The sequence below is a fragment of the Streptomyces sp. NPDC048825 genome, assembly GCF_043198355.1.
Lineage (GTDB): Bacteria > Actinomycetota > Actinomycetes > Streptomycetales > Streptomycetaceae > Streptomyces > Streptomyces xiangluensis.
On the sequence record NZ_JBICUR010000003.1, the window covers coordinates 534,503 to 558,798 of the forward strand.

Here is a 24,296-nt window from a genome sequence, read left to right on the forward strand (position 1 = left end):
GACGGCGCGATGACGAACGGGTACGGCGGGGACCATCTCGACTTCCGTGGAGGGGAGTTCACCGGGTCCTTCACCGCCAAGGCGGAGTACCACGAGCACGGGCCCGCGCCCACCGCGCTGGATGCCCTGCCCGCGAAGGCGGTCGGCTTCACCGGCCGGGACGACGAACTGCGTGCGCTGCTGGACGCGTTCGACCCGTCCGTGCCCCAGAGACCGGCCGCCGTGCTGGTCGCGGCGGTGTCCGGGCTCGGCGGCATCGGCAAGACGGCGCTCGCGGTGGAGGCGGCGCACGAGGCGTGCGGGAGGGGCTGGTTCGCGGGCGGGGTGCTCTTCATGGACCTGCACGGGTATGACGACGATCCCGTCACGGCGGACCAGGCGCTTGAGGCCTTGCTGCGTGCGCTGGGTACGGCTCCGGAGCACATCCAGGCCACTGCGGACGAACGGGCCGCGCTCTACCGTTCGACCCTTGCCGAGCGTGCTCGTGAGCGGGGCGCGGTGCTGATCCTGGCGGACAACGCATCCTCACCGGAGCAGGTGCGCCCCCTGCTTCCCGGCAACACACGGCACCGTCTTCTGGTCACCTCTCGCAACAAGTTGCCCCAACTGGGCGCACGGCTCCTGCCGTTGAACGAGCTGACGCCGCAGGAGGCGTACGCCCTCCTCGACCACGCCCTGCGGATCGCCGACCCGTCCGACAGTCGCGTCGCGGACGGGGCCGAGGCAGCCGCGGAACTCGCCTCTCGCTGCGGGCATCTGCCGCTGGCCCTCCAGATCGCGGCTGCTCTGCTGGTGCTGGACCGGGACAAGCCCGTAGCCGAACTCGTAGCCGAACTCACCGAGTTCCGCGACCGTCTCACCCACCTCGACGATGGCGAGCGGAGTGTCCGCGCCGCCTTCGACCTGTCATACCGACGTCTGCCGCCCGAGCAGGCCCGCCTGCTCCGCCTGTTGTCTCTTGCTCCGGGGCCTGACGTGAGCACCGAGGTCGTCACCGTCCTGGCCGAGGCAGACGTCCCGCCGACCCGTGCCCTGGACGCGCTGACGCGCACGCATCTCGTCGAGCGGGGGAACGGGCGGGGGAGGTGGCGGTTGCATGACTTGGTGCGGGCGTTCGGGGTGGGTGTGGTGGCGGGGGATGCGGAGTTGGTCGAGGAGGGGGAGGCGGCGCGGGGGCGGGTGCTGGAGTTCTACTGCCGGTGGGCGTATGCCGCCGATGACCGGTTGCGCTGGCTGCCCGGGATGGCGGAGCCGGAGCGGTTCGCGGATCGGGCGCAGGCGCTGGAGTGGCTGGACGGGGAGCGGGCGGGGCTGGTGGCGGCGGCGCAGTGGGCGGGGGAGGAGCAGCACGCGGATGCGGCGATGCGGCTGGCCGCATGCCTGGGGGAGTACCTGCGCTGGCGGCGGTCCTTCGACGACTGGATCACCGTCGGCCGGGCCGCCCGGGAGGCCGCCCACCGCGCCGAGGACCGCCACCGCGAGGGCGACGCGTGGGACAGCCTCGGCCTTGCCCTGCAGGAGGCGGGCCAGGTGGCGGAGGCGGTCGACGCCCACACCCGGGCCCGCGACCTGCACCAGGCCGCCGGGGACCGCCACGGCGAGGGCAGCGCGTGGAACAACCTCGGCCTCGCGCTGCGGGAGGCGGGCCGGGTGGGGGAGGCGGTCGACGCACACACCTGCGCCCGCGACCTGTTCCAGGTGGCCGGGGACCGCCACCGTGAGGGCATCGCGTGGACCAACCTCGGCAGCGCCCTGCGGGAGGCGGGCCGGGTGGGGGAGGCGGTCGACGCCCACACCCGCGCCCGCGACCTGTACCGGGCGGCCGGGGACCGCCACGGCGAGGGCATGGCATGGGGCAACCTCGGCATTGCCCTGCGGCAGGTGGGCCGGGTGGGGGAGGCGGTCGAGGCGTACGGCAAGGCCCTGGAGGTCTTCCGGGAGTTCGAGGACTGGTACCGGGTAGGCCAGGCCCTCCACAACCTGGCCCTCGCCCACAAGTCCGCCCACCACCCCATCGATGCCCGCGCCTGCTGGCTCCAGGCCGCCGACGCCTTCACCCGCGCCAACGCCCCCACCGAAGCCACCCAAGCTCGCAACTCCGCCGACAGAACGGACAAGGATCCGGACCCCGCCCCGCCCCCCACCTCCGTCACCCCTTAACAGCCCCACCCAAAGCAAACCCCCCACCCAACCTCCGCGCGACGAGCACATACAACAAAATCACCGGCGTCGAGTAAATAACCGAGAATGCGGCCAGCTGCCCATAAATCACCGTCCCCCGATTCCCGAAGAAGTCATTGATGCTCACCGAAGCCGGCATCTGATCCGGACTCAGCAGCAGCATGAACGGCACGAAGAAGTTTCCCCACATCATCACGAACGAGAAGACCGTCACCACCCCCACACCCGGCCCCATCAGCGGCAGCACGATCCGCAGCAGCGACTGGAACGACGACGCGCCGTCCGTCCAGGCCGCCTCTTCCAGCTCCTTCGGCACCCCGTCCATGAAATTCTTCATCAGCCAAATGGCAAAAGGCAGTTGAGAAGCCGCGAAGAAGAAGATCGTGCCCTGCATGGTGTCGATCAGATCCACCTGCACGAACAACGCGTACACCGGAACCATGATCGCCGTGATCGGCAGACTCGTGGCGAAGAGAATCGTCAGCAGGAACGGCCGGTTGAGCCGGGACCGGAACCGTGACAGCGGGTAGGCCGCCAGAGCCGCGCAGACGACCGTCAGCAGGGTCGCCCCGCCGCACAGGATCAGGCTGTTGAGCAGGGGTGTGAAGGTGATGTCGGGTTCGAGTACGGCGTCGAAGTTGTCCAGGGTGACGCCGTCGGGGATCTTCACCTGCAGGTTGGCGTCCGGGTCCAGGGCGGAGAGGACCACCCAGGCCAGCGGCAGGACGAAGGCGGCCGCTACGACGAGGAGGCCGGCATCGGCGGCGTAACGGCGGTTGGCGCGGCGGGACTTGAGGGTCGGGGCTACGGGCATCTCAGACCTCCGTCCGCAGCAGGCGCATATAGACGAGGGAGAAGAGCGAGCCGACCAGGAGGAGGAGCAGGGCCACGGCGGTTCCGTACCCGATCATGCTTTTCTGGAAGGCCTGTTCGTACATGAAGAGGGGGAGAGTCTGGCTGCGGTTTCCCGGTCCGCCTCTCGTCATGACCCAGATCAGGCCGAAGACCGAAAGCGTCTGGAGGGTGTTGAGCATCAGGTTCGTACCGATGGAACGTCTGATCATCGGGAGCGTGATGTGCCACATGCGGCGCCAGCCGCCCGCCCCGTCGACCTCCGCGGCCTCCGTGATCTCCTTCGGGATTTCATTCAGCGCCGCCGAGTACACCAGCATTGAGAAAGCCGTGCCCCGCCATACGTTGGCGAAGGAGACGGCCAGGATCGGAAGCGTGAACAGCCAGTTCTGGGACGGGAGATGCAGCCAGTCCAGAATGGCGTTCAACGTGCCTTCGCGGCGGAAGAAGGCGTACAGGAGGAAGCCTGCCACGACTTCCGGCAGTACCCAGGCCGTGATCACGATGCCGCCCGTGAGCGTGCGAAGGGGCTTTGACGCGCGCTGCATCAGCGAGGCGAGGGCCAGGCCCAGGGTGTTCTGGCCGATGAGGGAGCTGAGGACGGTGAACACCAGCGTCAGCCATACGGCGTTGAGGAACGCCGCGTCCTGGAAAGCGTCGCGGAAGTTGTCGAAGCCGACGAAGGACGACTCGGCCTGGCCGGTGAGTTGGAGGTCCGTGAAGGCGATGTAGGCGCAGTACGCGATGGGGCCCGCGAGGAAGAGGAGCAGGAGGACGACGGCGGGGGAGACGGGGAGGGCACGGGTGAGTGCGCGACGCAGGGAGCGGCTCTTCGGCGTGGGCGGTGGGGCGGTCGGCCCCGGCGCGGTCTTGACGACACCGGGACCCGCCGGGGGCGCGGCGGTCATGAACGGCTGCTCACTTCTCGCTCAACTCCCGCTTCTCGCTCACCTCTTGATCACTTGGTTGTCCGTGGCCGACTTGAGTTCCTCGTCGTAGCCGCTCGCCGCCTCCTCGACCGAGCTGTCGCCCGTCGTCACGCCCTCCATGGCCTCCTGGATCGCCGTCGAGACCTTCGGATACGCGGGGTAGGCGGGACGGTAGTGCGTAATCGACACCAGGTCCGTGAAGAACTTGATGCCGGGCTGCGCCTTCACGTACTCCGGGTCCTCGGCGACGTCCTTCCGCACCGAGATACCGGAGTTGGAGATGTACCACTTCTGGGCGTTCGCCTTCGTCTGCATCGTCTCGATGAACTTGAAGGCCAGGTCAGGATTGGCCGCCTTGGACGGGATCGACCAGGTCCAGCCGCCCGACATGCTCACCTTGCCGGGGGCCTGGCCGTTCTGGGTCGGCATGGCCGCGAGGCCCAGCTTCTCCGACCACTCCGGCCATTCGTGACCGCTGCCCTCCAGCCAGTCCTGCGGGAGCCAGGAGCCGTCCAGGTTGATGCCGAGCTTGCCCTCGGGGAGGAACTCGCCGCGGACCCGGGTCGCGATGTTCGGGTCGAGGGCGTCCGACACGTCGGGGCCGAGCTTCTCCTTGTAGACGGTCTCCACGAAGGTGAGGGCGTCCTTGAAGGCCTGGCTGCCGGTGATCCACTTCTTGGACGCGGTGTCGTAGAGGGGGTCTTCATCTCCGGTGCCCGTTCCGTACAGGAGCATTTCGAAGCCCTGCATGGCGGAGGCTTCGCCTGCCGGTTTGCCCGTGTAGACGTTGAGCGGGATGACACCGGGGACCTTCTGCTTGATGGTCCGGGCGGCTTCGAGGACGTCGTCCCACGTCTTCGGCTGCCAGTTCTCCGGCAGGCCCGCTTTCTTGAAGATTCCCTTGTCGAACCAGAGGCCCCGGGTGTCGGTCCCGTCCGGTACGCCGTACGTCTTGCCGTCCTCGGCCTTGGCCGCCGCCTTGGCCGTGTCGATGAACTGGTCCCAGTCCTTCCACTTCTCCAGGTACGGGTCGAGGGGCTTCAAGTACCCGCTCGTGATGTCCGAGTTGATGAGGAACGTGTCCTCGTACACCAGGTCCGGGGCCGTCTTGGGGGAGCGGAGCATCTGCTGGAGCTTCGTGTAGTACTCCGAGTCCGGCGCCTTGATCGGGACGAGCTTGACCTTCTTGCCCGGGTTCGCCTTCTCGAACTGCTTCTTCATGTCGGCCAGGTAGGTGTCCAGGACCTTGATCGAGTTGTCCGTGGACTGTTTGAAGGAGACCTCGATGGTGTCCGGGTCGCTTCCGGAGCCGCCGCCGCAGGCGGAGAGAGTGGTGGCGGCGAGCAGAGCTGCGAGGAGAAGAGGAGCGGCGGTGGGGCGCACGGGCACGACCTCCTACTGGCCGACGTCATTGTGGCCGAGCTTGGCTGCATCGTGAACGTAAGAGCGGTGGTCTAGTCAGGTCAATGACCTTGCAGCGGCTTGGGCTTGGGCGGCTTCTTTGGAGGCGCCCGCCTTGGTGAAAGCTTCGGCGGCTTGGAGGTAGAGAGTGTGGGCTTCGGTGGGGTTGTGGGCGGACTTGTGGGCGAGGGCGAGGTTTTCGAGTGTCTGGCCCGCCACGTAGTGGTCCTCGAACTCCCGGGAGATCTCGAGGCACCTTCCGTACGCCTTGATGGCCTCCTTCGCCCGCCCCGTCCTGCTGATCGAGGCGCCGAGATTGTTCCAGGACCGGGCTTCGCCCGGGCGGTTGCCGACGGTTCGGAACAAGTCAAGGGCGCGCGTGTGGGCTGTGATGGCTTCGTCCGCCAGTGCCGCAGCCTGGAGAGCGTTGCCGAGGTTGTCCCAGGTGGTGGCCTCCCCGTCGAGGTCCCCCATGGTTTGGTACAGGGCGCGGGCACGGATGTGGGCAGTGAAGGCTTCGTCCATCCTGCCCGCGCATTCCAGAGCAGCGCCGAGGTTGCTCCACGCGGCGGCCTCGCCATTGGGGTCGCCGGCAGTCTGGTGCAGGTCGCGGGCGCGGATGAGGGCGTCGATGGATTCCTGTGTCCTGCCCGTCTCGCGCAGGGCGATGCCGAGGTTGCTGTATGCCCAAGCCTCAAGGATGCGGTTGCCGATTCGTTTTGCTGCCAACTGGGCGGCCCGGCCGGTGGTGCCCAAGTCGTCGAAAAACCGCTGCCAGCCCAAGTACGTCCACAGGTCCAGGGCGAGGTCGATGGAGAGTTCGGCAAGATGGTCGTCCTCGGCCCACAGAGCTGCGGCCACGAGGTTGGCTCGCTCGGTGTCGAGCCAGGCCAGCGCCGCCGCCCGGTCCTCGAACAGTTCCGACGCCGGCTCACCGGAGAGCTGCGTCAGATGACCGAGAGCGGCTCTGTTCCACTCCCGGTAGTAGATCAGCCCGCGTTCACGCGCCGCCTCCCCCTCCTCCGCCAGCGCCTCGTCGTGGCTCGCGACTGTCGCTGCGTACGCCCGTACGAGGTCATGTGATCGCCACCGAACGCTCCCCGCATGCGGTTCGGGAGTAACAAGGTGAGCCACGACCAGGTCTTCCAGCAGACCGAGGGTCTCATCGATGGAGAGATCGGCCAGTGCCGCCACCGCCTCGGTGCCGACCTCGGCGGTAGGAGCCACGGCCAGCAGCCGCAGCAACCGAGCCTGCCGCTCAGGCAGCCGCGCGTACGACACCTCGAAAATGGGCCGCAGGGCCAGCGCATCGGTCGGATCGCCGGCAGCTCGGATCTCGTCGACCAGGGAGGCAATGGGTCGGTACCGGCGCTTGCGCAGCATCGCCGCCGCGATCTGGAGGGCAAGCGGATGGTGGCCGCACACCGCGGCGAGCTCCCGTAGAGTGTCGGGTTCGCGCGACGCCCGGTCGTCCTGCTCGTCGCTGAGCCTCAACGAGCTGCTGATGAGATCGACGGCAGCCTCGGGACTGAGCGTGTCCAGGTCCACCAACCGGGCGGGCAACTCGGTCAGCCGGTCCCGGGAAGTGATCAGGATCCGATGATGATCTGTTCCAGGAATGAGTGGGATGAGCTGCCCCGGATCCGAAGCGTTGTCCAGAAGCAGCAGCATCGGCTCCCGCTCCCGTGAGAGCAGACTGCGGTACAGGGCATACTGCGCCGCCGTCGTCTGAGGCAGACTCGTCCCGCGAACCCCCAATGCGTCGAGGAGAGCGAGCAGCGCCTGGTCAGCAGTGACGGGATTGTCGTCGTAACCCCGCAGATCGACGAACAACGTCCCACCGGGAAACCAGCCGCCGCGAACCGCCCGATGTGCTGCGTACAACGCGAGCGATGTCTTTCCGATGCCGCCGAGCCCGGAGACCGCACAGATGACCACGGGGAGGTCGGTTTTCGCAGCCGGATCGAGGACCGGCAGCAGCCGGGCCAAGTCGTCGTCCCGGCCCGTGAATCCGGTCGGCGCAGGCGGAAGGGCGGCCGTCGCGATCGGAACCGGGCCGTGATGGTGGTGCTCCGCCTTCGCTGTGACGGGACCGTAGAAGTCGCCGTCACGGAAGTCGAATCGGTCGTTGCTCACGGACATCCCCGCGGTGTCTCCAGTTTGCGGCACACGCTTAAGGTACTGCCAAGTCGCCTGACCAGAAGGGACGTTGGGTGCCGAGAAGGGGGACAGAGACGTGCCGGGACAAGACGTCACCACAGGTCAGTTGCTGCTCGCCGAGTACGAGAGCGTGAAGGACGAGCAGAAGGCGCGGATCGGGTTCCGGGACAACCTGCTGTACGTCACCCTCGCGGTCGTGGCCGCCGTGGTTGCTGCCGCCGCGCAGGCTGAGCAGGCCTCCATGCTTCTCGCCTTGCCGCCGGTGTGTGTCGTTCTCGGGTGGACCTACCTCGTGAACGACGAGAAGATCTCGGCAATCGGGGCCTACGTGCGGGGCGAGTTGGGGCCTCGGCTGGCACAACTTGCCGGTACTGAGGGCGCCTTCGGCTGGGAGACCGCCCACCGCGGTGACTCCCGAAGGGCCTCCCGCAAAGCCATTCAGTGCGGGATCGATCTACTCGCCTTCTGCGTCGTGCCGTTGGCGGGGCTCGTTGTGTACTGGGCCGGTGGTCAGGTCACCGGGGGCCTGCTGGCGGTGTCCGTGATGGAGGCGCTCGCTGTCGCGGGGTTGGGTGCCCAATTCCTGGTGTACGCAGGGACGTTCACATCTTCTTGACGGTACGCCGATGTATCGATGAGAGGGCGCCAACGCCCGCCGGGCCGTTCACGCAGGAACCCGCTCGAGGAAATCGGCGATCAGAGGGGCGATCTCCGGCAGATGGTCCTCCAGAGCGAAGTGGCCGGTGTCGAAGAGATGGAGTTCGGCGTCGGGCACGTCGCGCAGGTAGGCGCGGGCGCCGGGCTCGGGGAAAAAGGGGTCGCCCACGCCCCAGGTGATCAGCGTCGGTGGCTGGTGCTCGCGCAGCCATGCCTGCCAGGCCGGGTAGGCGGCGAGGTTGGAGCGGTAGTCGTACGCGAGAGAGAGCTGAGCCCGCTTGCGTCCGGGCCGGTCCAGGAAGTGCTGGTCCAGCAGCCACCCCTCCGGGGCGACCAGTTCGGGGTCGGCCGTGCCGCCCTCGTACTGGGCGCGGGTGGCGTCCAGGGTGAAGAGGCCGAGCACGGTCTCCTCGGCGCCAGGTGTGTCCGGCGTGAGCGCGGTGAACTCCCGGGCCCCGTCCGACAGTCCTTCCGTATACGCGTTGCCGTTCTGCACGATCAGGCCGGCGATCCACTCCGGGTGACGCAGCGCGAGGCGGAAGCCGACGGGGGCGCCGAAGTCGAAGACGTACATCGCGAAACGGGTCAGGCCGAGGTGTTCAACGAAGCGCTCGGTGATGTCGGCGAGCCGATCGAAGGTGTAGGCGAATCCCTCGGGAGCCGCGGTGTGGCCGAAGCCTGGGTAGTCCGGGGCGATGAGCCGGTAGTGCGTGCCCAGGGTGTCGATGAGGCGGCGGAACTGGTGCGAGGCGGAGGGGAAGCCGTGCAGGAGCAGCAGTACCGGGGCGTCAGCGTGCTCCGGCATGGACTCCCGGTAGAAGACCTCCACCTCCTCGACGGTGACGCGGCGGTGCGCCACGCGGGCCGGGAAGGCGAGGCCAGCGGCTGTGTGAGACGTCATGTCACATGCCTCCTTATCGAGAAGATGCATTAGTTATAGGAGCGAACCGGCTAACGTGTCAATGCGTCGATGTAGCATTAGTTCCATGTCCATGCGTGAGAGCGATCCGCTGACCGGCGAACCCCTGGCGCTGGATCTCGTCAACACCCGTCCCGCGGTTCACGAAAGCCGCGCGGACCTGATCGACTCTCCGCGGCGGCTCGCCGTATGGCTGTCGCGCGAGGCAGACCGGCTCCCCGGCGACGTCCGGGGCGGTGTGCCAGAAGCAGCCGACCTCGCCGCTGTCCATGCCGTACGGGCCCACACCGAAGTCGTCGTCCGCGCGCTGCTGGACCACACCGAGCCACCCGTGGCCGCCCTGCGCGGGTTGACCGAGGCTCAGCGTGCGGCACCCTCCGTCCGGGAACTGGCCTGGGACGGTGCCGCCGTGACGGCCGCACCCCGCCGTACCGGCCCTCTGGGCGTGCGCCTCGCCGCCGTCCTGGCGGAAGCGGCCGCCGACCTCCTGACCGCCCCCGCGATCGGCAAGATCAAGGAATGCGAGGCCGACGACTGCGTGATGCTCTTCCTGCCGTCCCACCCGCGCCGCCGCTGGTGCTCACCCACTCGCTGCGGCAATCGCGCCCGCGTCGCCCGCTACTACCAGCGCCACAAGCCTGCCGCCGAACCTGGAGGATGACGGGAGGTTTCGAGCGGAGCCCAAGCCGCCGAAGCCTTCGAGCGATCCTGACCGGAGGCCGCCGCCGTGCCAACCGCCCCTCGCCGTCTATCCCTTGATCCACCGATACTGCAACTCCGGCCTCCCCACCTGCCCGTACTGAGGATTCCGTCCCGCCCGCCCCGCGTCCACCAGGTGTTCCAGATACCGCCGGGCAGTGATCCGGGATATCCCGACCGCCTCCGCCACTCCCGCCGCGGTCAACCCCTCCGTGGAGCCCCGCAACGCCCTGGTCACCCGCTCCAGTGTCGGCGCGCTCAGTCCTTTGGGCAGTTCCGCGGGCCCCGGTGCGCGCAAGGTCGCCAGCGCCCGGTCCACCTCGTCCTGGCCGCTGGCCTCGCCGGCCGCCGCGTGGAACTCCGCGTACCGCACGAGGCGGTCCCGCAGGGTGGCGAAGGTGAACGGCTTCAGGACGTACTGCACCACGCCCAGCGAGACGCCCTCCCGTACGACCGTGAGGTCGCGCGCGGAGGTGACCGCGATGACGTCCGCGTGATAGCCGGCGGCGCGGAGCGAGCGCGCGAGCTGCAGGCCGTGGCCGTCCGGGAGATGGAGGTCCAGGAGCAGCAGATCCACCGGCATCCGGTCCAGCGCCCGCCGTGCCTCCGCCCCGGTGTGCGCCTTGCCCACCGCCGTGAAACCGGGCACGCGCCCCACGTACATGACATGCGCGTCCGCCGCGACGGGGTCGTCCTCGACGACCAGGACGCGGATGTCCTTGGAGGGCGTGCTCATGCGGTGCCTCCGTGCAGGGTGGGCTGCGGTGCCGGCTCTGGCTCGGCCTGGACCTTAGTCCCCTTGGCCGAAAACCGCCCCGTCGAAGCTCCCCCCTCCGAAGTAGCCCGCCCCGCCCCCGGCAGCGGCAACCGCGCCTCGAACGACGCCCCGCCCCCGGCGGCATCCGCCACGGTCAGCGTCCCGTCGTGACGGCTGACGGTCTGCCGTACGAGCGCCAGTCCGAGCCCCCGGCCTCCCGGACCCGCCGGCTTGGTCGACCAGCCGCGCTCGAAAACCGCCTCCGTGTGGGCCGGGTCCACGCCGTCCCCGGTGTCGCTGACCCGCAGGACCAGGCCCGACTCGTCGGCGAGTGCGGTGACCGTGACGCGGGCGCCGACCGAGCCCTGGGCCGCGTCCACCGCGTTGTCGATCAGGTTGCCGAGCACCGTCACCAGGTCGCGTGCGGGGAGCGAGTCCGGGAGCAGGCCGTCGTCGATGCTGCTGTCCCCGGAGACGACCAGCTCGACGCCCCGCTCGTTCGCCTGGGCCGCCTTGCCCAGCAACAGGGCCGCGAGCACCGGCTCGCTCACCGCCGCGACCACCTGGTCCGTCAGTGCCTGGGCCAGTTCCAGCTCGGCCGTGGCGAAGTCGATCGCCTCGTCCGCGCGGCCCAGCTCGATCAGCGAGACCACCGTGTGAAGGCGGTTCGCGGCCTCGTGCGCCTGCGAGCGGAGCGCCTGTGTGAAGCCGCGCTCCGAGTCCAACTCGCCCATCAGGGACTGGAGTTCGGTCACATCGCGGAGGGTCACGACCGTGCCCCGGCGTTCGCCGCCCGACACCGGCGAGGTGTTCACCACGAGCACCCGGGAGGACGTGAGATGCAGGTCGTCCACGCGCGGCTCCGCCGACAGCAGTGCCCCCGTCAGCGGGGCGGGCAGCCCGAGGTCCGCCACCGAGCGGCCGACCACATCGCCGTTCACCCCGAGCAGTTCGCGCCCGCCGTCGTTGATCAACGCCACCTTGAACTGCCCGTCCAGCATCAGCAGCCCCTCGCGCACGGCGTGCAGCGCGGCCTGGTGATAGTCGTGCATCCGGCTGAGCTCGCCCGCGTTCATCCCGTGGGTGGAGCGCCGCAGCCGGGCGTTGATCACATACGTACCGACGGCGCCCAGCGCCAGTGTGCCCACCGCGACGCCGAACAGCCCCGTCAACTGGTCCTGCACCCGCTCGCTTATGGCCTCGACCCGGATGCCCGCGCTGACCAGGCCGACGATGAGGCCTTCGTCGTAGATCGGCGTGACGGCCCGTACGGAGGGGCCGAGCGTGCCCGTGTACACCTCCGTGAACGGCTGGCCCTTGAGGGCACGAGCCGTGTGGCCGAGGAAGGGCCGGCCGATCTGGTTCTTGTCGGGGTGCGTCCAGCGGATGGCCTTCGTGTTCATGATCGTGACGAAGTCGACCTGCGCGTGGCGCCGCACCTCGTTCGCATACGGCTGGAGGATCGCCGACGGATCGGGGGTCCGTATGGCCTCCCGTACGGAAGGGGAGTCCGCTACGGAACTGGCCACGCCCATGGCCTGACGGCCCGCCGCGTCCTCGGCCTGGCTGCGGTCGCTGATGTAGGTGAACAGGGCGCAACCGGCCACCACGACGGCGACGAGAACTGCCTGCATGGCGAAGAGCTGGCCCGCCAGGCTGCGGGGCCGGGGGATACGCATGGAATCAGTCTGCATCGTTGCGTCCACGTGAACTAAATGAACGGAAGGGTGACCGGCCTCACAGCCCACGGGATAGTCACCGCAACCCCCGGACGTGAGCCGCACGCCGGTGATGCGACGATGACGTCAAGGAGGCAGCCGTGACGAGTACGTCCAAAGCGGCAGCTACCAATCCCGCCGGCAAGCGGGACCGCACCCACTACCTCTACATCGCGGTGATCATCGCGGTGGTGCTCGGCATCACCGTCGGACTGGTCGCCCCCGACTTCGCGGTCGAGCTGAAGCCCATCGGCACCGGATTCGTGAACCTGATCAAGATGATGATCTCGCCGATCATCTTCTGCACCATCGTGCTGGGCATCGGCTCGGTACGGAAGGCCGCGAAGGTCGGCGCGGTGGGCGGCATCGCACTCGGCTACTTCACGGTGATGTCGCTGGTCGCGCTCGGTATCGGCCTGGTCGTCGGCAACATCATCGACCCGGGTACGGGCCTCGCGGTCACCGACGCGGTCAAGGAGACCGGTCAGGCACAGGTCACCGAGGCCAAGAACACCGAGGAGTTCCTGCTCGGCATCATCCCGACCACGATCGTCTCCGCGTTCACCGGCGGTGAGGTCCTGCAGACCCTCCTCGTCGCCCTGCTCGCCGGCTTCGCGCTGCAGGCCATGGGTGACGCCGGCCAGCCGATCCTGCGCGGTGTCGAGCACATCCAGCGCCTCGTCTTCCGCATCCTCGCGATGGTGATGTGGGCCGCCCCGATCGGTGCTTTCGGCGCCATCGCCGCCGTCACCGGCTCCGCGGGTCTTGACGCGCTGAAGAGCCTTGCCGTGCTGATGCTCGGCTTCTACGTCACCTGCTTCCTCTTCGTCTTCATCGTGCTGGCCGCGCTGCTGCGGGTGGTGGCGGGCATGAACATCCTCGCGCTCTTCAAGTACCTGGGCCGTGAGTTCCTGCTGATTCTGTCCACCTCTTCCTCCGAGTCCGCGCTGCCGCGGCTCATCGCGAAGATGGAGCACATGGGCGTCAGCAAGCCCGTGGTCGGCATCACCGTCCCGACCGGCTACTCCTTCAACCTCGACGGCACCATGATCTACATGACCATGGCGTCCCTGTTCATCGCCGACGCCATGGGTACGCCGATGTCGATCGGCGAGCAGATCCCGCTGCTGCTGTTCCTGCTGGTTGCCTCGAAGGGCGCGGCCGGTGTCACCGGTGCGGGTCTCGCCACCCTGGCGGGTGGCCTCCAGTCGCACAAGCCCGCCCTGGTCGACGGCATCGGTCTGATCGTCGGCATCGACCGCTTCATGAGCGAGGCGCGCGCCCTGACGAACTTCGCGGGCAACGCGGTCGCCACGGTGCTGATCGGTACGTGGACGAAGGAGATCGACCGCGAGCGGGTCGATCAGGTGCTGGCGGGGCAGCTGCCGTTCGACGAGAAGACGCTTCTCGACGATGACGCTGCCGCTGAGGGGGACGGGGCGGCTGCTTCTCGCGAGGGCGAGGACAAGGAGCTGGCCAAGGCGTAGTTGCTGTGCGGGCAGCCGCGGTAGGGCTGCGGGTCGGTAGCCGACTGCGGGTCCCTTGTGGCTGGTCGCGCAGTTCCCCGCGCCCCTTGGAGGGGCCTGCGGCCCTCCAAGGGGCGCGGGCCGCCCTCCGAAAACCCATAGGCCCCGAAACTCCGGGCGGCTGAATGGATCCCCCGTCGCTCAGCCGCCCGGTTCAATTGCTCAGCCCGGTCACCCGCTCGGTGGCCGGGCTGAGCCTCTGCAGCCCACCGCCCCCAACTCCCGCCGCCGGAAAAGCCTTTGACCCGTCCGTGTGCAGGCCCCAGGCTGGGGAGCCATAAGTGGGACGGAACGGCACGGAGGTGCGCATGGGGGACGAATCGGTGGTCACAGGCACGGAGGAGATGTCGGTGCCGTTCTCGTTGGACGAGGTCGGCGGTCTCTTCCACGAGTTCCTCCTGGCGGTCGCCCGGCCCAAGCGCAGGGACGGCGGCCGTGATCTCACCGAGCGGCTTCGTGCGCATCTGGGTTCGGCACCTCGGGACCAGCCGGTGGTCAAGGCCGCGTACCCCCCGTACGACCTGCCGAATGTCCACCTGGCCCTGGAGCGCTGGTTCGCCGTCGAGGGGCGCACGCACGAGCTGATAGGGATGACCGGCGCGGAGAGCCGCGGTGACCTCACGCTGGGCGAGATCCTCGAATCGGCGAACCTGTACGACCGGTTCGTGCTCGGAGCCGTCGACTACGCGCATCTGCCGGTCTCCCCGGACGACGAACTCGCCTGTGTCTCCTTCGGGTTCTACCTCGGGCAGGAGGGCGAGGAGCGGTTCGCGCTGCTGCTGCGCGGACCGGCGGACGAGTACGGACGCAACAAGGTCGAGCTCGAAGTCCTCGCCGCCGACAAGGCGTTCGCGGACCGGCTGCTCGCCGACATCGACGTGCTGATGCTCGAGCACAACATCTTCCGCGGGCAGATCCTCTCCTTCGACGGCTCGGAGTTCGACCAGGGCCTCGGACCGTTCCGCTTCCACCGCCGGCCCGCGCTGACACGCGAGGAGATCGTGATGCCGCCCGGTCTTCTGGAGCGGGTGGAGCGGCAGGTCGTCGGGGTGGCCCGGCGCCGCGAGCGGCTGCGTGCCGCGGGTCAGCATCTGCGCCGTGGACTGCTCCTGTACGGGCCGCCCGGCACCGGCAAGACCCACACCGTCCGCTACCTGCTCTCCCACCTCCCGGAGTTCACGGTCGTCGTCCTCTCCGGTACGAGCATGGGTGCGATCGGCCCCGCGTGCCGGCTCGCCCGTATGCTCCAGCCCGCGCTCGTGGTCCTCGAGGACGTCGACCTGGTCGCCGAGGCCCGCGACTCCGACGGCGGCGCACAGCCTCTGCTCTTCCAGGTGCTGAACGAGATGGACGGCCTCGGCGACGACGCCGACGTGGCCTTCCTCCTCACCACCAACCGGGCCGACCTCCTCGAACCGGCCCTCGTCCAGCGCCCCGGCCGCGTCGACCTCGCCGTCGAGATCCCGCTCCCGGACGCCGACGGCCGTGCCCGCCTCCTCGGCCTGTACGGAGCCGGCCTCGATCTCGGCAAGGACATCACCGAGGAGATCGTCACCCGCACCGAGGGCGTGACGGCCTCCTTCACCAAGGAGCTGGTACGCCGGGCCGTACTGATCTCTGCCGAACGCGAGGCGGACCGCACGGAAACGGCCGACCTCCGGGCAGCGGTCGACGAGTTGCTGTCGGACCGCGACCGCCTGACCCGCCGCCTCCTGGGCGTGAAGCACCCCGACGACGAGGCCGACCAGGACGAGGCCGACGAGGACTGGCTGGTCGAGGAGAGCTAAGGGCTCGGCTGGAGGCGGTGGTCGACCGCCCAACCGCATACCCGGCGGAGCGTCTTGCCTTGACGTCGGCGTCAAGGATTACCGTCGCGGTATGCGAATCGGCGATCTGGCGGCGCGGGCCGGGACCACCACGCGGACCCTCCGGTACTACGAGTCTCGGGGGCTGCTGCCCGCGCGACGCGGCTCCAACGGATACCGGACCTACGACGAACACGACCTGCGGCTGTTGGAGCAGATCAGGACGTTGCAGGACTTCGGCTTCGAGCTGGAGGAGACGCGGCCCTTCGTGGAGTGCCTGCGGGCCGGGCACCCGGAGGGCGACCTGTGCCCGGCCTCGCTGGCGGTGTACCGGCGCAAGCTCGGTGAACTGGACGCGCTGATCGACGAGTTGCAGGCCGTACGCGTGAAGGTCGGCGAGCAGCTGGTGAAGGCGGAGGCGGCGCGCGACGAGCTGGCGGCCGGGGCGGAGGTTCCGGGCGGCCCGGAACCCGTATGCGAGTGGGGAGGGCGGACGCGGTGATCAAGGCAGCGGGCGTGGCGGAGGTGACGGACGCGGACTTCGAGGCGGAGGTGATCGGGGCGGAGCTGCCCGTGCTGGTGGAGTTCACGGCGGACTGGTGCCCGCCGTGCCGGCAGATCGCGCCGGTGCTGAGCGCCGTCGCCTCCGAGGAGCGCGACCGGCTCAAGGTGGTCCAGCTGGACGTGGACACGAATCCGGAGATCACGAACGCGTACGGGGTGCTGTCGATGCCCACGCTCATGGTGTTCCGGGGCGGTGAGCCGGTGAAGTCCATGGTGGGAGCCAGGTCGAAGCGGCGGTTGCTGGAGGAGCTGTCCGACGTGCTGTGACCTCGCGACGTCACTGACCTCAGGGACCTCACGTACAAAGAAATCCCCCGCAGGTAATTGCATGCGGGGGATTTCTTTGCGTATATTTAATGGTTCGCGACTTCACGGAAATTGGGTCGCGGATAAGTTCAGTAGGCACAGTATATCGGGCCGGGAGTGGAATTGTCAAACAGCGATTTTCCGGACGATGAATTCCGCCGGGAGCAGGAATTCATCGACGGGTTGTACGCGCGCGTCGACGCCCTGCGCGGCGGCACCGAGGACTCCGTGGCGGACGCGCTCGCGCAGGGCCACACGCCGCAGCAGGCCCGCCTGGAGCGGGACATCCTCGTTGCCGAGCGCTCGGGGCTGCTCGCCGCGCTGAACGCGGTGGACGGTTCCCTCTGCTTCGGCCGGATCGACCTCACCAGCGGAACCACCCACCACATCGGCCGTATCGGAATCCGTGCCGACAACACCGAGCACACCCCGATCCTGATCGACTGGCGGGCCCCGGTCGCCCGCCCGTTCTATCTCGCCACCGGCCATACGCCCATGGATCTGCGCCGCCGCCGGCACATCACCACCGAGGGCCGCGCCGTCACCGCCCTGCACGACGAGATCCTCGACCTGGGCGACCAGGAACGCACCGGCCACGAGGACCCCAGCGGCGACGCCGTGCTGCTCGCCGCCCTCAACTCCGCGCGCACCGGCCGTATGGGCGACATCGTGCGGACCATCCAGGCCGAGCAGGACCGCATCATCCGCGCCCCGCACCGTGGCGTACTGGTCGTGGAGGGCGGTCCGGGCACCGGCAAGACGGCCGTGGCTCTGCACCGCGCCGCGTATCTCCTGTACGAGCACCGGGAGTTGCTCGCCAAGCGGGCCGTCCTGATCGTCGGCCCGAACCCGGCGTTCCTCGGCTACATCGGCGAGGTCCTGCCCTCGCTCGGCGAGACGGGCGTGCTGCTCGCGACGGTCGGCGAGCTGTTCCCCGGCGTGCACGCGACCGCGAGCGACAGCCCCGAGGCCGCCGCCGTGAAGGGCCGCGCCGACATGGCGGACGTCCTGGCCGCCGTCGTGCGCGACCGTGAGGCTCTGCCCGACCCGGTGATCGGCATCGAGCACGACCGGGACATCCTGCTGCTCGACGACGATCTGGTACGCGTCGCCCGTGGGCGTACCCGTGAGGCACGGCTGCCGCACAACGCCGCCCGCGAGATCTTCGAGGGCCACATCCTCAACATCCTCACCGACATGGTCGCCGAGCGGATCGGCACGGATCCGTACGACGGCTCGAACCTGCTCGACGCCAGCGACATCACGCAGATCCGCGACGAACTGGCCGAGAATCCGGAAGTCTGGTCGGCCATCGACCAGTTGTGGCCGCGCATCACTCCGCGGCGGCTCGTCTCCGACTTCCTCGCCGAGCCCGACGGCTATGTCCCCGAGGCGGACGCCGACGCCATCCGGCGCCCGGTGACGCGCACCTGGACCACCGCCGACGTCCCCCTCCTCGACGAGGCCGCCGAACTCCTCGGCGAGGACGACCGGCCGGCGCGGGCCGCGGCCGAGAGGGAACGCGAGCAGCAAGTGGCGTACGCGCAGAGCGTGCTGGACATCTCGTACGCCTCACGGACCTACGAGTTCGAGGACAAGGAAGAGGACGATCCCGAGGGGGCCGAGGTCCTCTCCGCGCACGACATCATCGACGCCGAGCGGATGGCCGAGCGGCACGAGGAGGACGACCACCGCAGCGCCGCCGAGCGTGCCGCGGCCGACCGTACCTGGGCGTTCGGGCACATCATCGTGGACGAGGCGCAGGAGTTGTCGCCGATGGCATGGCGGCTGCTGATGCGGCGCAGTCCGACGCGTTCGATGACGCTGGTCGGGGATCCGGCACAGACGGCCGACGCGGCGGGCGTCGGCTCCTGGTCCGGCATCCTCCACCCGTACGTCCAGGACCGCTGGGAGCACACCCGCCTCGCCGTCAACTACCGCACTCCGTCCGAGGTCATGGATGTCGCCGCGGCCGTGGTGCGCGCCGAGGATCCCGGCTTCGAGCCGCCGAGTTCGGTGCGGTCGACGGGCGTACGGCCCTGGGCGCGGGCCACCGACGACCTGCCGGGAGCCGTGGCGAAGGCGGTCGCGGAACTGACCCCGGAGGAGGGGCGGTTGGCGGTGATCGCGCCCCGCGATCTGCACCGGGCGCTGGCCGCGCGTCTTGACGGCGTCACGGCGGGCGAGGAACCCGACCTGACGCGGTCCGTCGTACTCCTCGACCCCCGGCAGGCCAAGGGCCTTGAGTTCGACTCGGTGCTGGTGGTGGAGCCGTCGCGGTACGGCACGAGCGATCTGTACGTGGCGCTGACCCGGGCCACGCAGACGCTGGGCGTCGTACACACGGGGGAGCTGCCTCAGGCGCTGGCGGCGGCCTTCTGAGCGGACCAGTTTTGCGGGGGTATCACCACAACTCCCGCATGCATCACCAAGTCGTAACAGTTGACGTCATGGTTACAGCTTGTGCATGCCCGGTGCGGTAAGCGTGTTCGCATGAACCCTCAACCATTCGCCGCGGCTCCGGCCGACGCGCCCCCACTCGAGTCCCTGCGCGTCGAGCCGCTGCTCACGTCGGCGTTCGACACGGACCCGGCGGGCGTGTACGCGCAACTGCGACGTATGTACGGTCCGGTGGCGCCGGTCGGGCTCATGGGCGTACCGGTGTGGCTGGTCCTCGACTACCGCGAGGTCCTGGAGGTCCTCCGCAAGGAGAGCCTGTGGCGGCGGGACATCCGGTACTGGCGGGCGCGGGCGGAGGGGCGGCTGCCGCAGGACTGGCCGCTGCTCGCCGGGTACGAGGTCCGGCAGACGATGTTCATGGACGACGAGGAGCATCTGGCCGCCCGGCAGACGTACCACTCGGCGCTCGGTCCGTTCCAGGACGCTCGTACGCCGCAGGGCTGGGAGCTTCGCTCGGCCGTCGTGTCGTACGCCGACGAGCTCGTCGCCATGCTGGCGGCGGAGTCCGGTACCGCGGGGTTCATGGACCTGGCCGCGCAGTACACCAGACCGCTGCTGCTGATGGTCACGACCCGGCTGTTCGGCTGTCCCGTCGAACTCGGCGACGAGATGGTCATGGACCTGTGGCGGATGCTCGACGGCGGACCCGACGCGGGGCCCGCCACCGGGCGGGCGCTCGCGGCCATGACACGGCTGGCCGCGCATCGGCGGGCCGTGCCCGGCGACGACCTCACGTCCTATCTGCTCCTCGCCGATCCGTCCCTGTCCGACGAGCAGCTCGGCCGGGAGCTGTTCATGAACGCGGTGTATCTCAACGACATCACCGGCAACATGGTGTGCAACACGCTGCTGGAGGTGCTGCGCGGCAACGCCACCGTCCGGCGGAGCCTGTCGGCCGGCCTGATCGGCGAGACCGTCAACCGGGCCGCGCTGGCCAACGCACCGGTCGCCAACATGTGTTTCCGCTTCGCGGCGCGTGATGTGCGGCTCGGCAATTTCTGGATCCGGGCGGGCGATGTGGTCTCGCCGTCCGCGGCGGCGGCCCATCAGGATCTGATGGCGATCGGGTCCCACCTCGTGGACTCCACGGTGAGTACGCGGGCGCATCTGGGGTGGGGGGCGGGGCCGCACCAGTGCCCCACCGCTGCCCGCGAACTGGCGGGCGCGGTGGTGGCCACGGCTGTGGGCCGAATCTTCGACCACTTCACGAAGGTCGAACTCACGCTTCCCGCCGACCAGTTGCCCTGGCGCTCGGGGCCGGTCGTACGGGGGCTACGGCTGCTCCCCGTCCGCTACGAACTCGGCGCGGGCCATCCCGTCGTCGGCCAGGGGCCGCCGCCGCGCGCTGCCGCGAACGGGGCGCCGGATTCCTCGCACGTGTCCAGGCACCATGCGAGGGGGTTGCTGGCGGCGCTGCGGCATTTGATGTGGGGTACGCGAAAGGGGGATTGAGGGGTTGGTTTCGCCCAGCCCTACGCCGGCCGCAGCCACACCGTGGAAAGCGGCGGCAACGTAAGCCGAATGCTCGCCGGGCGGCCGTGCCAGCCCTGGGCGTCCGGCTTGAGCGGGTCGGGGCTGGTCACGTCGCTGCCGCCGTACTGGGCGGAGTCGGTGTTCAGGACCTCGTGCCAGGCGGGGATGTCGGCCGGGACCCCGACCCGGTATTCGTGCCGGACCACCGGCGAGAAGTGGGACACCACCAGCAGCGGCGAGCCCGCCGCGTCGAAGCGCAGGAACGCGAAGACGTTGTCCTCCGCCGCGTCACCGGTGACCCAGGAGAACCCGGAGGGATCCGTATCGCGCTCCCAGAGCGCCGGAGCCCGCCGGTAGACGGAGTTCAGGTCGCCGACCAGATTGCGTACACCCCGGTGATCCGCCTCCGCGCCGTACGCCGGATCGAGCAGCCACCAGTCCGGCCCGTGACTCTCCGACCATTCGGCTCCTTGCGCGAACTCCTGGCCCATGAAGAGGAGTTGCTTACCGGGGTGCGCCCACATGAAGCCCAGATACGCCCGGAGATTCGCTCGCTGCTGCCACCAGTCACCCGGCATCTTCGACACCAACGACCGCTTGCCGTGGACGACTTCGTCGTGCGAGATGGGCAGCACGTAGTTCTCGCTGTACGCGTACACCATCGAGAACGTCATCTCGTTGTGGTGGTACTTCCGGTGTACGGGTTCCTTCGAGACATAGCCGAGCGAGTCGTGCATCCAGCCCATGTTCCACTTCAGCCCGAAGCCGAGACCACCGAAGCCTCCGGGCCCGATGTGGTCGGTGGCGCGTGTGACTCCGTCCCAGGCCGTGGACTCCTCGGCGATCGTGACGACGCCCGGCACCCGCCGGTACACCGTGGCGTTCATCTCCTGGAGGAAGGCGACGGCGTCGAGGTTCTCCCGTCCGCCGTGCACGTTCGGGGTCCACTGGCCGTGTTCGCGTGAGTAGTCGAGGTACAGCATCGATGCCACGGCATCGACCCGCAGCCCGTCGATGTGGAACTCCTCGCACCAGTAGACGGCGTTGGCGACCAGGAAGTTGCGTACCTCGCGGCGGCCGTAGTCGAACTCCAGGGTGCCCCAGTCGGGGTGCGCGGCGCGGAGCGGGTCCTCGTGTTCGTACAGTGGGCGGCCGTCGAATTCGGCCAGGGCCCAGTCGTCGCGCGGGAAGTGGGCGGGCACCCAGTCCATGATCACGCCGATGCCGGCCTGGTGGAGGGTGTCGACGAGGTACTTGAAGTCGTCGGGGGTGCCGAGGCGGGCGGTGGGTGCGTAGAAGCCGGTGACCTGGTAGCCCCAGGAGCCGCCGAAGGGATGCTCGGCGACCGGCATCAGCTCGACGTGGGTGAAGCCCAGGTCGGAGACGTAGGCGGCGAGTTGTTCGGCGAGCCGGCGGTACGTCAGCCCGGGGCGCCAGGACGCGAGATGGACCTCGTACACCGACATCGGCGCCTCATGGGCGGGCCTGACCGCCCGGCGGGACAGCCACTCCTCGTCCTGCCACTCGTGGCGCGAGGCGGTCACGATGGAGGACGTCTTGGGCGGTTCCTCGGTACGCCGCGCCATCGGATCGGCACGCATCGTCTTGGAACCGTCGGGCCGCGTGATCTCGAACTTGTAGAGCTCGCCTTCGCCGAGTCCGGGAACGAACAGCTCCCACACCCCGGAGGAGCCCAGCGACCGCATGGGGTAAGCGGTGGCATCCCAGAAGTTGAACGAGCCGGCCAGCCGCACCCCGCGTGCGTTGGGCGCCCAGACCGTGAAGCGGGTGCCTGCCACACCTTGGTGCTCCATCGGCTCCGCACCGAGCGCCTTCCACAACTGCTCATGGCGCCCCTCACCGAACAGATGCAGATCAAGGTCGCCGATGGCGGGCAGGAAACGGTACGCGTCCTCGACCTCCTGGACGGTCTCCTCGTACTCCACCACCAGTCGGTACGCCGGCACCTCCCGCAGCGGCAGCACGGCGGAGAAGAATCCCTCCCCGTCGTCGTGCAGCTCGGCCCGCAACTCCTCCGCGACCACGGTGACGGCCCGCGCGTACGGCCGCAGCGTCCGGAAGACCACACCACCCGGCACCGGATGCGCCCCGAGTACCGAATGCGGATCATGATGCGCCCCGCCCAGGAGACGCTCCCGGTCGCCGCGATCGAGTACGGCCAGGGGGCGCACTTCGGCAACGGGCGGCACCCCGGCCGCTGCACCGGGCGGCACCGCTGCCGCCGCCTCGGACGGCTCTGTCGCGGCCCCCGCGGGCCGCGCGTCCTCCACCGGCCGGGACTCCGGACCGACACCTGGCTCGGGTACCTCGTTCATGGCCTTGGCCTTCGCACTCTTCGGCTGCTGGGCGTCTGGATTCGGGCGGGATGTCACAGGTGAGGTCTCCTCGGCGGGGTGAGGTGTGGCGGATCAGGGTGCCGCGGGGCCGCCGGCCAGTCGGTGGACCGCGGCCAGCGGTACGGGCAGCCAGTCGGGCCGGTGCCGGGCCTCGTACACGACCTCGTAGATCGCCTTGTCCGTCTCGTACGCCCGCAGCAGTACCGGCTCGGAGCGCGGGTCACGGCCGCTGACCTCGGCGTATCCCGTGCAGTACGCGGACCGGCAGCGATCGGCCCAGTCGGACACGAGCGGCTCGTGGGAGTGCGCCGCGTAGTCGAAGGACCGCAACATGCCCGCGATGTCCCGCGCGGTCGGCTGGGGCAGCCGGCGCTCGGCGAGCGGCTTCGACGGCTCGCCCTCGAAGTCGATCAGCGACCAGTCTCCGGCCGGGGCCCGCAGGCACTGCCCGAGGTGCAGATCGCCGTGTATCCGCTGCGCGGTCCAGGTCTCGCCCTCCGCCGCCAGCTCGGAGAGCGCGTCGAAGGCGGAGCGCAAGCCGCGTGCGTACGGACGCAGCGCGGGCACCGCCTGGACCGCCGCCTCCAGGCGCTCGATCATGCCGTCGACGAGCGTGTCCATCTGGTGGTGGCCCAGCGTGACCGTCGGCAGCGCACGGGCCAGCGCCGTGTGCACCTCGGCGGTGGCCCGCCCCAGCACCCGCGCTTCGCCGGTGAAATCCTCGCCCTTGGCCAGCTCGCGCAGCGCCAGGTCCCAGCCGTCCGTGGCCCCGCGCACAAAGCGCTGCAGCACACCCAGGACGTACGTATCGCCGTCCAGGTCCCCGACCATCCAGCCGGCCGGCGCGGGGACCCGCGGGCAGTGCTCACGGGCCAGCGCCAGCGGCAGCTCCAGATCGGGGTTGACGCCCGGCAGTATCCGGCGCAGCAGCTTCAGGATGAACGTATCTCCGTAGACGATCGACGAGTTCGACTGCTCGGCCGTCACCACCCGTGGCACCAGATCGTCCCGGAGCTCCTGCCGGGTGTCGCGCTCGAAGCGCAGCGCGCCGACCTGCGTCCTCGTCCGCAGCGCCTCGAGGAGCAGATCGGCGGCGCGTGGGTCGTGCAGAGCCTCGTACACGGTCCGCCCGGCCAGTGGTCCCTCTTCGGGATGGCCGATCAGCGCGGGCGCCAGCCGCGGCGGGAGCGTCTCGCGCACACCGATCAGGAGCTGGTAGCAGTCGCCGGGATGCGGCAGCGCGCCGTGCGCGGCGGAGAGCGGCTGATGGGCCCGTACGAGCAGATGCAGCAGCCCCAGTTTCGCGTTCCACGGCAGCAGCTCGACCGCGGCGACCAGCGAGAAACCGCTCACTGGGCGCCCCTTCCCCGCGAACCACCGCTGCCTCGGCAGCCACTCACGCAACAGTGGATCGAGGGACGCGAGGAGGCCCGGGCTCGTGGTGGCGGGGCTGGTGACGGCTTCCGACATGGCGTCGCGTCCTTTCCCCTTTTTCGGTTCGCCTTCGGGGCGCTCCGGCTCACGCGGGTGGG

General features: G+C 69.3%; 18 protein-coding genes. 9 read left to right on the forward strand and 9 right to left on the reverse strand.

The features are described from left to right. The first annotated feature begins 9 nt into the window (after window positions 1–9). On the forward strand, window positions 10–2,160 hold the full coding sequence (locus tag ACGFNK_RS11170; protein WP_393414239.1) for a tetratricopeptide repeat protein: 2,151 nt from the start codon (window positions 10–12) through the stop codon (window positions 2,158–2,160). Here the strand turns inward: ACGFNK_RS11170 and ACGFNK_RS11175 are convergent. The 4 genes from ACGFNK_RS11175 to ACGFNK_RS11190 form a co-directional block, all read right to left on the reverse strand. Next, window positions 2,150–2,995 carry a carbohydrate ABC transporter permease gene (locus ACGFNK_RS11175; protein WP_393414242.1) on the reverse strand — a complete coding sequence of 282 codons (846 nt, stop codon included), beginning with the start codon at window positions 2,993–2,995 and terminating at the stop codon, window positions 2,150–2,152. The two genes, ACGFNK_RS11170 and ACGFNK_RS11175, sit on opposite strands and share 11 nt — an antisense overlap. A gap of 1 nt (window position 2,996) precedes the next feature. After that, window positions 2,997–3,941 (reverse strand): carbohydrate ABC transporter permease, encoded by a 945-nt coding sequence (locus tag ACGFNK_RS11180; protein ID WP_393414245.1) that lies wholly within the window; start codon window positions 3,939–3,941, stop codon window positions 2,997–2,999. 39 nt (window positions 3,942–3,980) lie between these two features. After that, window positions 3,981–5,351, reverse strand: a complete 1,371-nt coding sequence (locus ACGFNK_RS11185; RefSeq protein WP_393414248.1) for an extracellular solute-binding protein — start codon at window positions 5,349–5,351, stop codon at window positions 3,981–3,983. A gap of 69 nt (window positions 5,352–5,420) precedes the next feature. Continuing rightward, a complete protein-coding gene (locus ACGFNK_RS11190; protein ID WP_393414251.1) occupies window positions 5,421–7,505 on the reverse strand; it encodes a tetratricopeptide repeat protein in 2,085 nt (694 codons plus the stop codon). A gap of 94 nt (window positions 7,506–7,599) precedes the next feature. Between ACGFNK_RS11190 and ACGFNK_RS11195 the strand changes: the two genes are divergently transcribed. Further along, a complete protein-coding gene (locus tag ACGFNK_RS11195) occupies window positions 7,600–8,139 on the forward strand; it encodes a hypothetical protein (protein WP_393414254.1) in 540 nt (179 codons plus the stop codon). A gap of 48 nt (window positions 8,140–8,187) precedes the next feature. Here ACGFNK_RS11195 and ACGFNK_RS11200 read toward each other — a convergent pair whose 3' ends face one another. After that, a complete protein-coding gene (locus ACGFNK_RS11200; RefSeq protein ID WP_393414257.1) occupies window positions 8,188–9,081 on the reverse strand; it encodes an alpha/beta fold hydrolase in 894 nt (297 codons plus the stop codon). An 85-nt stretch (window positions 9,082–9,166) separates the two neighbouring features. Between ACGFNK_RS11200 and ACGFNK_RS11205 the strand changes: the two genes are divergently transcribed. Further along, window positions 9,167–9,760, forward strand: a complete 594-nt coding sequence (locus tag ACGFNK_RS11205; RefSeq protein WP_393414260.1) for a CGNR zinc finger domain-containing protein — start codon at window positions 9,167–9,169, stop codon at window positions 9,758–9,760. 87 nt (window positions 9,761–9,847) lie between these two features. On the opposite strand, the gene ACGFNK_RS11210 is transcribed toward ACGFNK_RS11205, so the two are convergent. Together ACGFNK_RS11210 and ACGFNK_RS11215 are read right to left on the reverse strand one after the other, a co-directional pair. Continuing rightward, window positions 9,848–10,534 (reverse strand): response regulator, encoded by a 687-nt coding sequence (locus ACGFNK_RS11210; RefSeq protein WP_393414263.1) that lies wholly within the window; start codon window positions 10,532–10,534, stop codon window positions 9,848–9,850. Next, window positions 10,531–12,234, reverse strand: a complete 1,704-nt coding sequence (locus tag ACGFNK_RS11215; protein ID WP_393414266.1) for an ATP-binding protein — start codon at window positions 12,232–12,234, stop codon at window positions 10,531–10,533. Before ACGFNK_RS11215 ends, ACGFNK_RS11210 begins: the two co-directional genes overlap by 4 nt. A 140-nt stretch (window positions 12,235–12,374) precedes the next feature. Here ACGFNK_RS11215 and ACGFNK_RS11220 point away from each other — a divergent pair, with 140 nt between their 5' ends. The 6 genes from ACGFNK_RS11220 to ACGFNK_RS11245 all read left to right on the forward strand — a co-directional run bounded on the left by ACGFNK_RS11220 (window position 12,375) and on the right by ACGFNK_RS11245 (window position 20,386). Then, window positions 12,375–13,760, forward strand: coding sequence for a cation:dicarboxylate symporter family transporter (locus tag ACGFNK_RS11220; protein ID WP_393414269.1), 1,386 nt, complete (start codon window positions 12,375–12,377; stop codon window positions 13,758–13,760). Window positions 13,761–14,107: 347 nt separating this feature from the next. After that, window positions 14,108–15,586 (forward strand): AAA family ATPase, encoded by a 1,479-nt coding sequence (locus tag ACGFNK_RS11225; RefSeq protein ID WP_393414272.1) that lies wholly within the window; start codon window positions 14,108–14,110, stop codon window positions 15,584–15,586. Between the two features lie 91 nt (window positions 15,587–15,677). After that, complete coding sequence (locus ACGFNK_RS11230; RefSeq protein ID WP_393414275.1) at window positions 15,678–16,106, forward strand: MerR family transcriptional regulator; 429 nt, start codon at window positions 15,678–15,680, stop codon at window positions 16,104–16,106. Continuing rightward, window positions 16,103–16,435, forward strand: a complete 333-nt coding sequence (trxA, locus tag ACGFNK_RS11235; RefSeq protein ID WP_393414278.1) for a thioredoxin — start codon at window positions 16,103–16,105, stop codon at window positions 16,433–16,435. Before ACGFNK_RS11230 ends, trxA begins: the two co-directional genes overlap by 4 nt. A gap of 162 nt (window positions 16,436–16,597) precedes the next feature. Further along, a complete protein-coding gene (locus ACGFNK_RS11240; protein ID WP_393414281.1) occupies window positions 16,598–18,856 on the forward strand; it encodes a HelD family protein in 2,259 nt (752 codons plus the stop codon). 111 nt (window positions 18,857–18,967) lie between these two features. After that, on the forward strand, window positions 18,968–20,386 hold the full coding sequence (locus tag ACGFNK_RS11245; RefSeq protein ID WP_393414284.1) for a cytochrome: 1,419 nt from the start codon (window positions 18,968–18,970) through the stop codon (window positions 20,384–20,386). A gap of 20 nt (window positions 20,387–20,406) precedes the next feature. Here the strand turns inward: ACGFNK_RS11245 and glgB are convergent, their stop codons facing one another. Then, the gene (gene glgB / locus ACGFNK_RS11250) at window positions 20,407–22,743 is read right to left on the reverse strand and encodes a 1,4-alpha-glucan branching enzyme (protein ID WP_393414428.1); all 2,337 of its coding nucleotides are present in this window, start codon (window positions 22,741–22,743) and stop codon (window positions 20,407–20,409) included. Window positions 22,744–22,836: 93 nt separating this feature from the next. After that, the gene (locus tag ACGFNK_RS11255) at window positions 22,837–24,234 is read right to left on the reverse strand and encodes a maltokinase (RefSeq protein ID WP_393414287.1); all 1,398 of its coding nucleotides are present in this window, start codon (window positions 24,232–24,234) and stop codon (window positions 22,837–22,839) included. Between the last annotated feature and the right edge of the window lie 62 nt (window positions 24,235–24,296).

Excerpts from the sequence above, each read along its gene's own strand:
- ACGFNK_RS11170 (WP_393414239.1), top strand. The coding sequence starts at position 10 with ATGACGAACGGGTACGGCGGGGACCATCTCGACTTCCGTGGAGGGGAG.
- ACGFNK_RS11175 (WP_393414242.1), bottom strand. The coding sequence starts at position 2,995 with ATGCCCGTAGCCCCGACCCTCAAGTCCCGCCGCGCCAACCGCCGTTAC.
- ACGFNK_RS11180 (WP_393414245.1), bottom strand. The coding sequence starts at position 3,941 with ATGACCGCCGCGCCCCCGGCGGGTCCCGGTGTCGTCAAGACCGCGCCG.
- ACGFNK_RS11190 (WP_393414251.1), bottom strand. The coding sequence starts at position 7,505 with ATGTCCGTGAGCAACGACCGATTCGACTTCCGTGACGGCGACTTCTAC.
- ACGFNK_RS11200 (WP_393414257.1), bottom strand. The coding sequence starts at position 9,081 with ATGACGTCTCACACAGCCGCTGGCCTCGCCTTCCCGGCCCGCGTGGCG.
- ACGFNK_RS11205 (WP_393414260.1), top strand. The coding sequence starts at position 9,167 with ATGTCCATGCGTGAGAGCGATCCGCTGACCGGCGAACCCCTGGCGCTG.
- ACGFNK_RS11210 (WP_393414263.1), bottom strand. The coding sequence starts at position 10,534 with ATGAGCACGCCCTCCAAGGACATCCGCGTCCTGGTCGTCGAGGACGAC.
- ACGFNK_RS11215 (WP_393414266.1), bottom strand. The coding sequence starts at position 12,234 with ATGCGTATCCCCCGGCCCCGCAGCCTGGCGGGCCAGCTCTTCGCCATG.
- ACGFNK_RS11225 (WP_393414272.1), top strand. The coding sequence starts at position 14,108 with ATGGGGGACGAATCGGTGGTCACAGGCACGGAGGAGATGTCGGTGCCG.
- ACGFNK_RS11230 (WP_393414275.1), top strand. The coding sequence starts at position 15,678 with ATGCGAATCGGCGATCTGGCGGCGCGGGCCGGGACCACCACGCGGACC.
- ACGFNK_RS11245 (WP_393414284.1), top strand. The coding sequence starts at position 18,968 with ATGAACCCTCAACCATTCGCCGCGGCTCCGGCCGACGCGCCCCCACTC.
- glgB (WP_393414428.1), bottom strand. The coding sequence starts at position 22,743 with ATGAACGAGGTACCCGAGCCAGGTGTCGGTCCGGAGTCCCGGCCGGTG.
- ACGFNK_RS11255 (WP_393414287.1), bottom strand. The coding sequence starts at position 24,234 with ATGTCGGAAGCCGTCACCAGCCCCGCCACCACGAGCCCGGGCCTCCTC.